Annotated in this window: 6 protein-coding genes; 3 read left to right on the top strand and 3 right to left on the bottom strand. The window is 36.4% G+C overall.

Annotated features, from left to right (window positions below):
- Nucleotides 1-1589 (bottom strand): hypothetical protein (locus K1X82_14450; protein ID MBX7183309.1); only part of this gene is annotated, 1589 nt, incomplete at its 3' end.
- 197 nt (nt 1590-1786) lie between these two features.
- On the opposite strand from K1X82_14450, the gene K1X82_14455 reads away from it, so the two are divergent.
- The 3 genes from K1X82_14455 to K1X82_14465 all read left to right on the top strand — a co-directional run bounded on the left by K1X82_14455 (nt 1787) and on the right by K1X82_14465 (nt 4123).
- Nucleotides 1787-2599 carry a UDP-2,3-diacylglucosamine diphosphatase gene (locus K1X82_14455; protein MBX7183310.1) on the top strand — a complete coding sequence of 271 codons (813 nt, stop codon included), beginning with the start codon at nt 1787-1789 and terminating at the stop codon, nt 2597-2599.
- A gap of 181 nt (nt 2600-2780) precedes the next feature.
- Nucleotides 2781-3677 carry a hypothetical protein gene (locus tag K1X82_14460; GenBank protein MBX7183311.1) on the top strand — a complete coding sequence of 299 codons (897 nt, stop codon included), beginning with the start codon at nt 2781-2783 and terminating at the stop codon, nt 3675-3677.
- A 23-nt stretch (nt 3678-3700) separates the two neighbouring features.
- Nucleotides 3701-4123 (top strand): hypothetical protein, encoded by a 423-nt coding sequence (locus K1X82_14465; protein MBX7183312.1) that lies wholly within the window; start codon nt 3701-3703, stop codon nt 4121-4123.
- 859 nt (nt 4124-4982) lie between these two features.
- Here the strand turns inward: K1X82_14465 and K1X82_14470 are convergent.
- Together K1X82_14470 and K1X82_14475 are read right to left on the bottom strand one after the other, a co-directional pair.
- Nucleotides 4983-5699: a glycosyltransferase family 2 protein gene (locus tag K1X82_14470; protein ID MBX7183313.1), complete on the bottom strand. Its 717-nt coding sequence runs from the start codon at nt 5697-5699 to the stop codon at nt 4983-4985.
- Nucleotides 5700-5702: 3 nt separating this feature from the next.
- Nucleotides 5703-5975: a hypothetical protein gene (locus K1X82_14475; GenBank protein ID MBX7183314.1), complete on the bottom strand. Its 273-nt coding sequence runs from the start codon at nt 5973-5975 to the stop codon at nt 5703-5705.
- Nucleotides 5976-6088: the final 113 nt, after the last annotated feature.

Raw genomic sequence — 6088 nt, forward strand, 5'->3', positions numbered from 1 at the left:
GCCCAATAAGAACCTCCTGTGCTTATTGGAAGTGTGGTTCCTGTGGAGTTATCATTCCAAAGAATGCTAGAAAACTGACTACTAATTACTTGCCCTGTCACACCAGGAAAAGTGGAATATGGTGGATTCTGATTAATATTTAAGAAAATATCATTGTTATTATCATCCTTTCCTGTTAAAGAACCGTCGGCATTCCTGAATACCATTGAAATTGCTGTAACACCTGTTCCTTGGGCATAACCATAATAACTTGCCGGGTGAATGGTAATAACCCAGTTGTTGTTCCCCAAACTAGTCATTTCACCAACACCATCGTCAAGGCCCCAGTTACCAACATAATTAGTCACCGGTCCAAAAGGAACAAATTGTATTCCGCTGTGCATGTAAACTTTAGGTGCGCCAAACAGACCTGTTACACCTAGGTTTGCGTTGTAAAAAATCTTTAACGAATCTCCATCGGGAGTTAAGGTAACACCAGGATCCAAAACAATTGAACTTAACCCGCAAATAGAAGTATCTTGTCCTAAGCTAATTTGAGGATTAGAAACATACACATTTACGGTATCGTCCTTGTATCCACCGGTCATTGGATTAATAATATGAACGGAATACTGTCCTGGGCCATTAACCTGAATGGACTGAGTAATTGGTCCTGTTGACCAAGTATATTGAAAACCTGCAGTAGCACTTAAGGTCAGGGGGAAAGAAGAAGAGCAAACGGTGGTATCATTGCTAGCAGATGCATTGAAAACAGGATCATTTATTACGTTATAATTATAATTTAAGCCACCATTATTACCAAGGTTTATAGTTTGCATATCCCAATCTGAAGTAGGATTATTAACGGTAGTGGTAAACACGTAATAACTTATTGTAGTACCTGCAATAGCTTGAGCCGGAATAGTTGCAGTACCGGTATTTCCAACCATATTAACTTGAACAATTGAATTAATTCCTGCATAACCATCCGGTGAATAACGAATATATACTTTTTCTTCCGGAGACAGTGCTGTACTGGTATTAACAGTAACTACAACCGGGGTGTTGATCATTATTTGACTACCGGAAGGACTTTGAGAAACGTTAGTAATTGTTACAGGCTGGGCGCTGGTTTCCATAAAAATAGCATCGGCATTAGCATAACCTACGTCTCTAAAATTAACGGTATACCACTTATTAGCTCCCAGAGTAATGGAATTATCTGCTCCACCTCCATCGTTGTGAAATACATAATTTTGGATAGTATTAAGAGACACTGTAACATCTGTCCACTTATTCGAATATGGTGTTGCAGCAGGACCGCTGGAGAAAAGAAAATTATTTACCCCGGCTGTAGCATTGGCACCGGATGATGTTGTAAAAGTGGTGTGATATCTTCTTGTTCCTGTTGTAATGATATTAAAACCACCATTGGCAACTTGATTTGGATTGCCAAAAACAGACCCAGAGGCAGGAGGATTGGTGTAACTATTCCATGTTCCAGGCAAATTAACACCTTCGGGCTCGTAAACGACTTGAGCGCTGGAATCCTTTTCAAATAAGGTATTGCATAAAGCAATTAACAAAGTGACTTTCAGTAATTTATTCATTTGGGCAAACAGGCTTGGTGTCAAAAACACACTTAGTTAAACATTGCCAAAAATAAGCCATTTTTTTTAATTTACAACATTAAATTTCCACTTCAAAAATGGAGAGAGTATAATGATCAAGCCAAATACTTAACAAAGACTTATTCTTAGTTTAATTTTTACCCAAAATGGAGGGTGGAAATTTGCAAACCATGAAAATAGCCAAACGAAAAATTGACCTCCTAGTTATCTCCGATGTTCATTTGGGAACCTATGGCTGCCATGCCAGAGAATTAGCTAATTATTTAAAATCTGTTGATCCGGGTAAAATAATTCCAAATGGAGATATCATAGATGGTTGGCAATTTAGCAAAAACTTTTGGCCCCAGACACATAGTGAAGTCTTAAAGATAATTGTAGACTTCATGGCAAGTGGAACACCGGTTTATTACCTAACAGGAAATCACGATGAAATACTGCGAAAATTCTCTGGCTTTCAGCTTTCGAATTTTCATTTAGTTGACAAACTCGTTATTGAAGAAAATGGAGAGAAGTTTTGGTTCTTTCATGGAGACATTTTTGACCTTTCAGTCAATTATGCCAAATGGATTGCGAAAATTGGAGGGTATAGTTACGATTACCTCATTTTACTGAATCGATGGATAAACCTGATCTTGGAAAAAATGGGAAAAGAAAAAGTTTCCATATCCAAGAAAATTAAGAATTCCATTAAATCAGCAGTAAAATTTTCAAATGATTATGAAAAAATTGCCATTGACCATGCAATAGATCAAGGGTATGACTATGTTATTTGTGGGCATATTCACCAACCCTGCATGAGAACTTTTGAATCAGAAAAAGGCAAGGTAACCTATTTAAATTCAGGCGACTGGGTAGAAAACTTAACCTCCTTGGAATATACAGATGGAAAATGGTCCCTTTTTTATTACCCTACCGAAATTCCAAATACAACGATTAAACCCATAGGGGAATTAGGCCTTTTAAACGGCAAGGCTCTCAAAGTTGCTTAATTTTCAAAAAAAATCTTTCGGCATTTGCAACCTTTTAATGGAAGTACTCCGTTAAAATCGACCTGATTTGAAAATTCTTGAAAATTAATTTACTATCATTCAAACCTATTTCTACTTTTGAAGACCTCATTTTTGGGGACATTCTAAAATTTAATTATCCTTGCAATTCTTTTTAACACCCATGAACTATAAAAAGCTCACATTTAACTTTGTGATTGGCGCTGCAATTGGCGGCAGTCTGCTGTTGTCAAGTTGCGGATCCGGAGACAAAAAAGAACCTGAAGCCGATGGAAAGGACACCGCAAGTTCGCCCAGTTTGGTAAAATTAGGTAATGCTCATTTCAGCATTCCTTCGCCTTTCCAAACAGCCATGCTCATTAAAGCCACAGGAGCTCAATACAATAAGGATATTCTTAATTCGCCAAAGAATTTCTCCAAATACGCGACAAATTTCAAAAAAGCTATTAATCTTGGCGTATATGGAGCTGATGTCGGTTATGTTACCATGTATGATCAAACCCAGGATGCATTAGGGTATATTGGTTCGATTCGAAAACTTACAGAGGAGTTAGGCATCAACAATGGTTTTGATGCAAATACTATGAAACGCTTCGAACAAAACCTTGGAAAACGCGATTCCATGTTAAGTATGGTGGCTGTTGGTTACAGAGCCTCTGATGCTTTCTTAAAAGACAATGATCGTTTAGATGTAGGGGCCCTAATTTTAACAGGGGGCTGGATTGAAACACTTTATTTCAGCACCAAAGTAGCATCAGCCAAAAACAATCAAGATATCATAAATCGTATTGGGGAACAAAAGTATACACTTGACAATTTAATTAAATTGCTACAACCTTATTATAATCAACCGGATTATACCGGTTTAATTGATCAACTTATTGATTTAGCTTACGATTTTGATGCCATTGACATTGAATATAAATATGTTAAACCAGTAACTGATGTAGCAAATAAAACTACAACGATAAATAGCTCCACTAAGGTTATCATCTCCAAAGAGCAATTGGAAACCATTTCCAAGAAAATCGAAAAAATCAGAACAACAATTGTAGGCTAACCCAACTTAGATCATTAACCAACATGAAAAAAATTCTTTCAATTTTGTCCCTAATCTTTCTTCTAGGGATAAGTTTCCAAAATGTATCTGCACAATGTGATAGCATTGCTAATATTTGTAATAAAAATATGGCAAAAAACTATATTTCTGATGGACAAAGCTACCGTGCATTGTTGAATAATCAGGAAATTGCAGAGTTTAAAGCTGTATTCTATGGAAATAGCACCTACCGTGTTTCCGGTTGCTCCGGATTTACTGATGGCAATTTGGTTTTTTCTGTTTTTGACCAAGAGAAAAACCTGCTTTTCACCAATGCCGATCAAAAAAACGCTCCTTATTGGGATCTGAAATTTGGCAATACTTTATCTTGTACCATCGAAGCCCAGCTGAATACTACTAACCAAGCTTCAGGTTGTGCGGTTATGCTAATTGGTTTTAAGCAATAGCATTCCTATAAAAAGAAACTAAAAGGCCGCAAGTTGCGGCCTTTTTTATTTCTATCTATACTCAATGAGGCCGATAAACAATTGAATCATTGCTAACCAGGGCTTAAACCCAGATTGCACGTTTTGAATGCACAAACGAGTTAAGAATTTGTAAATCAATTTGTTTGTCCAGATTGACAAAAACTTCTACATCGGGGGAAGCCAAATAAATCAAGCAGTTATGAAATTCAATCCTCTACTGCGTATTTTGGGTTAAACAATCATTTGCCCTAGGCATTTGCAATGATTTAACATAAAACACCCCGAACTTCAAACATTCCATTTTTGGTGAATTGATTCTAATACTTCAGGCAAAAAATAAGCAATAGTTAAAAGGATTTGCATTTTCTGTAATGCCGCCTTTTAAGGAGAACTTGGCTATTGGTAATAAATTAACCTAAAACAGCTATGCTGTAGTTTTAAACTATCCCCTTTTCAGAAACTTATAAATTCAATAAAGATTAGGGTTAGAAATTATAGTTATAAGTTGCGCATCGGGCAACGATAGAGGCAAGTAGCTCCAAGCCAACGCAGCGTTTAGCGGAGTGGGCTTGGACTACAGCCGAAAGCGTGACCCGAACGCCCATGCAAGTTGATTTGAGTTTAGTAAAAAGGTAGTTGGGCGGAGGGGGCCCGCATATAAGAAATTATAAAAAATTGTTGAACTGGCATAAATAACCTTTTGAATAAACCCAATAAGGTATCTTGAATATCAAATTTTCTTCAAAAAATCAAATGAAGCGAATGTTCAGGACAAATAAGTGAATTTTAAACCACACTTAATCCAAAATCAAATAAACTCACAGGAAGGAAAACTGTTTCAATTTAAATCTTTAGAAAATCGCAGAAAGGTAAAACAAGTAGCTAAACTTACTTTAAACATATAATAAATTGCATCGAAGGTTCCAATAGATGAAACACCGCCGTCCCTTTCACGCATTAGAACAGGAGCTTCCGAAACTTTCAAACCAAATTTTGAATACATGACTAAACTTTCCGGTTCAGGATATTCATCCGGATAATAGTTGTAAATGACTGCTAATGCCTTCCTATTCAACAACCGAAAACCTGAAGTTGTATCTTGAATAGATTGTCCAGTCAGGATAGTATTTAACCATGAAAAATAACGAATACCAAATCTTCTCATAATTGAAGATTGAAAACCTTCCTTATCAATAAATCGAGAACCAATTACTACATCACTTTTCGAGTTTGAAAATTCAGCAAGTAATTTAGGAATTTCTGCTGCGGGATGTTGTCCATCTCCATCGATTTGAAAGGCTAAATCAAAACCATGATTATATGCATATTTCATTCCGGTTTGTACAGCTCCTCCAATACCAAGGTTAACGGGCAAATGAATTGGAATACAAGGTAGTTGGTTAATAATATCCCCTGTTTGATCTGTGCTGCAATCATTAACAACAACAACCGTTAAACTTAAATTTTCGGTTTGAGCAAAAGAAACCAACCCTCCCACTACGGAAGATATTGCCATACTTTCATTATATGCAGGAACTACAGCAGCAATTCTCATAAATTAAGGACAAATAATATGTCCATTGGAGTCAATTCCACATTGAATGGAAGAAACCTTAACTAGATCAATTGCTCCTAATCCACCGGGTTTAGATGAATCAAGAACGATAGTAAATTTAACTTTATCACCAACAACTGAACCCGAATAGCTGGTAGAAAATGTAATTTGAGTTTTGCAGGTTGGATTACCCTGATCACCGGCATGAGTTCTGCACAATTCTACTTTTCCACCTCCTCCATAAGGATCTTTGATTACAATTACACCATTTCCCATTTTTTCTTGTTTTTAATTGGTATTCTTATTTCTTTTGCAATACTAAGTTAATTATTCCAATTTTTTGAAGAAAGCTGCCTTTTTAACCAAAATTTCCTTCCTTCTTATACTTA

The organism is Bacteroidia bacterium, assembly GCA_019695265.1.
In the GTDB taxonomy this organism is placed as follows: Bacteria; Bacteroidota; Bacteroidia; order JAIBAJ01; family JAIBAJ01; genus JAIBAJ01.

What these genes read in the sequence shown, in the direction of transcription:
- K1X82_14460 (MBX7183311.1), top strand. Translation starts at nt 2,781, where the DNA reads ATGAACTATAAAAAGCTCACATTTAACTTTGTGATTGGCGCTGCAATT.
- K1X82_14465 (MBX7183312.1), top strand. Translation starts at nt 3,701, where the DNA reads ATGAAAAAAATTCTTTCAATTTTGTCCCTAATCTTTCTTCTAGGGATA.
- K1X82_14470 (MBX7183313.1), bottom strand. Translation starts at nt 5,699, where the DNA reads ATGAGAATTGCTGCTGTAGTTCCTGCATATAATGAAAGTATGGCAATA.
- K1X82_14475 (MBX7183314.1), bottom strand. Translation starts at nt 5,975, where the DNA reads ATGGGAAATGGTGTAATTGTAATCAAAGATCCTTATGGAGGAGGTGGA.